Below are 3,632 nucleotides of genomic sequence, written 5' to 3' on the forward strand. Positions count from 1 at the left end.
ACCGCACGCGATATCCCCGGATATATTTCGGACGGGTACCCGGCGTAGTCGAGCAGTCTGTCGATAAGTTCGCTGATCCTCCCTGAAAAAATACCCGTGACCGTAATGGCGCAGAAGAGGAGAAGTACTCCCATGAAGAGAAATGTTCCACACACAATGAGAACCAGAAACACGATGATGCCCGAAATCGTCACGGCGGCACCGGTGGCGGGCATTGCCAGAACCAGGACAATAATACCCGCCGCGATCGAGCCGATACTTTCAAACCTGAATCCGCTTGCCAAAATAAATCCCCCCGAATGAAAGGGTTTGAGCAGGATTCTGTCCAGGTCCCCCTTTCGTACTACCTGCAGTATGAAGATACGAACCCCGCCGAACAAGGTCTCCCTGAATCCCGTCCATAACACATAGGCCCCCTGGAAGACGATCATCTCGGAAACACTCCAGCCGGGGTATCCATTGGTCAGCCGGAAGATGAGGAATTGGGTAATCGGACTGATTATGGAAAAGGCCAATGATGTGATCAGACTGACCGTGAAATCAGCCCGGAACTGCATGGCGCGGGCGATCTCGTTTTTGATATTGTGGTAATACAACAGCAGAAGACTCGTTTGTTTTTTCACCATTATCCTCCGACCGCGCAATACTTGCGGTATGCCCCGAACCACAACACCCGGGTAAGGATGTGGAGTCCGATGATCCATGCGGCCTGAACCCCGATAATGGTGAGATAGCCTTCGGGGGATTGTGTGGGAGTCGTATTGAGCATGACGCGGAGGGGCTGGTAAAAGATATACTGGAAGGGCAGATACCTGTTGATCGCGTTAAAGGCGGGGGGATAGAAATCGAGCGGGAGCCACCCGCCGCCCATCGTTGCAACGAGAATATACCGTATCGATGCGATGGCTTTCGTGGTCTTCATGACAAAACTCAGAAGCCCGATGAGAAAATTGATATGAAAAAAGATGAGGAACGCCCCGATGAGGACCGGTATGAATTTCAGGACTGACCAGATTGTCATGAACGAGGGGAAATAGATGAGCGGGAGGATTATCATGTCGGGCAAAAACTCGAGAAGAAAGGCCTGTGTCCGGTGCCCGATGGCCATGCCCAGTTCGAGTTTGAAAATGGAAAGGGGACGGAGGAGGTCCTGGGTCAAATCTCCGTGCAGGACTTTGAACGCGATGTGTGAGTCCGTGCTGTTCCAGATGGCCGACCAGATAAAGAGTATTCCCGCAAGATACCATACCATCTGAGCGAGTTCAAATCCCGCAAGCATCGCCGTGCCGGCATGGCGGTAAAGACTGGAAAAAACCAGAATTCCCAGTATCATGAAAACGGGGTGTATGATCACGGACATGAGAAATGTGAACCGGTACCGGGCGGTTATTTTTAGCGCGATCTTGATAATGGTAAAAAATACCTTCATGTCATTTCCCCGGCTTATCTTCCAGATACCGGTTGAGTTCTTCCGTTCCTTCGAGGACAAAGCGTCCGCCTGAAATGATCGCTTTTTCTTCTCCGTCTTTCATGACTGCACGAATGCTTCCGATTTCCTCATACGGCAGCGATATATCGATATGTTTGTTGGCATATGCGTTCTCCGGGTCGGTTTTTCGCAATATCGATTTTTCGTTGTCCCGCGCCGTCATCTCCTTGTTGTTGAAGGCGTTATAGAGTTTGTGATCCTCCCTGCGGGAAAAACAGGTGTCACCTAAAGCGAAATGGGGTCCCGTTTTTTCGATTATCAAAATGGGAAGCCTGTCTGTGATATTGTATTTTTTCGAAACCGCGAAAGCCAGTGTGTTGGTCCCGATGGCGAACTCGCCCATGGGAAGGGTGCCGTGCGGGAAAAGAAGGTTATCCTTTATATAGGAATCGTTTTCTTTTTCATTCTCGAAATTGGTACATGAATACTCAACGACAAACCCGTCTTTGAAAACGAGTCTGAGGTTGTCGTAACGCAATCCCCTGAGGTATATCTCTTTTACATGCAGAACGCCGTTTGTTCCCTGCAATCGGGGTGAGGTGAAGACTTCGCCCACGGGTATATTGACGTTTGCCCCGGAATTGACGAACTTCGTCTGGGTATCCGGATCGTCGAGGGGTTGCATCGTGACCGTGAGATCGGTGAGATTTTCTTCCTTGCCTTCGATTCGTATCGAATCGGCCTTGTCCAGAACATCGATCATCTTCTGCTGGATGTTCTCGTAATGATCCGTATCCAGGGTATTGATCTGCACGGTTTCATCGAATATTTCACCGTACGCATCGCCTATTTCCGGCGAGGGAAATGCGACGATACAGAAACTCGTTTTTGTCCGGGGTATATATTCGTTGTACAGACGGTTCATACGGTTTTGGTATTGCCGGTAGCGTTTTTGCCGGACTTCGCCGAACGTTATCGTTTCCTCTTTATTGACCGGACAAAAGGGTGCCTCGCCGAATGTATTTATATATATCCCGCCCGAATATTTTTCAAGCAACATCCTGTTATTCCCGAGGGCTTCGTCATAGGCGCGGACCGTTTCTTCAATATATTCCTCATCCAAATAGAGGGCGCTATCGAAACGGTGATCGTAGAGATACTGGCGGTTCGTTGGGGTCGACGACGGGTCCGAGATACAGGCAAGGAACCCGTGTTTCGCGAGTTCGCCGGTCACCGCTTCGATCAACCGTTCCATACCGATATTATAAAAAAGAGCGACATGCGGCCTTCCGTCAAAAGATTTGTTGTTCCTTTCAAATCCCCGCACGTAACTCTCGACGATCACATTCGCGCACCTTTGTATTTTCCCGGCCGTGTAGCCGGAGAGGAAGCCTGCGGTCTCACTCTCGCAGTCCGATATATGGCTGTGGTATCTGAAGAGATAACGGGGGTCCCCGGCTCCCGCGGATCGGATCAGGTCCCTGAAATATCCGAAATCAGGATTGAACCGCTTCTGGAGAGAATAATGAAAATCCCTCACCGCATCCTTTTTTTTCACGATGCCGGTTATTATTTCTTTTAGCGGTTCATATGCCGGTTTTTCTTTTGTTATGAAACGGTAACTTTCTAAAAAGATTCTGTTTGCCTCTTCCATTTTATAGCGCTGGTGTTTCTTCGCATAGCCGATATATCGTCGCAAGGCCGTGTAGAAAAAAGAGTAAAGCCGGCCTATCCCGTCGCCCAGTACTTTCACGCTATAGGAGGGGTTCGCATAGCTGGTTTCATAATTGCTTTCTTCGAGTTCACGGTAAAAGGAGCCGTTTTCTTTTTTCAGTTCGGAATAAGAATTCCCGCTGAAATAAGATTCGTCCGTCTTTTTTTCGGCGTTCGCGCATTCCAGTATCAGGCGGGATCCGGCATTATAGAAACGCAGCAATTCCCTTATCCCGTCAATCCGTACCGGGTCTTCCGTTTCTGCCGCGATGGTGCGTACGGCATCGACGGTAGCCGTATAGCGTTCTCCCGCCTTGTCGTTTTCCTTTGCATAAAATTCGTTGAAATCGAACATGGAAAGCCGTTATCCTTTCTCGCTGATGGTCCAAAAATCATACGATAAGCTCGAGAATGTTGCAAGGTGCATTCATTGATAAAAATACAGACACGTTCACAAGAACGACACGTTCGCAAGAACGACACGTTCACA

The 3,632-nt window shown here is 49.2% G+C and carries 3 protein-coding genes; all 3 read right to left on the reverse strand.

Annotated features, from left to right (window positions below; translation table 11 throughout):
* A partial coding sequence (locus tag JW881_19010; GenBank protein MBN1699616.1) for an ABC-2 family transporter protein occupies positions 1 to 626 on the reverse strand: 626 nt, incomplete at its 3' end.
* Positions 626 to 1,429: an ABC-2 family transporter protein gene (locus JW881_19015; GenBank protein ID MBN1699617.1), complete on the reverse strand. Its 804-nt coding sequence runs from the start codon at positions 1,427 to 1,429 to the stop codon at positions 626 to 628. The genes JW881_19010 and JW881_19015, both read right to left, overlap by 1 nt.
* A gap of 1 nt (position 1,430) precedes the next feature.
* Complete coding sequence (locus JW881_19020) at positions 1,431 to 3,497, reverse strand: aminopeptidase (GenBank protein MBN1699618.1); 2,067 nt, start codon at positions 3,495 to 3,497, stop codon at positions 1,431 to 1,433.
* Positions 3,498 to 3,632 lie beyond the last annotated feature (135 nt).

It is taken from the genome of Spirochaetales bacterium, assembly GCA_016930085.1.
GTDB lineage: Bacteria > Spirochaetota > Spirochaetia > SZUA-6 > JAFGRV01 > JAFGHO01.

Bases quoted from the DNA above. Each gene is read 5' to 3' on its own strand.
- JW881_19015 (MBN1699617.1), bottom strand. From the start codon at position 1,429: ATGAAGGTATTTTTTACCATTATCAAGATCGCGCTAAAAATAACCGCC.
- JW881_19020 (MBN1699618.1), bottom strand. From the start codon at position 3,497: ATGTTCGATTTCAACGAATTTTATGCAAAGGAAAACGACAAGGCGGGA.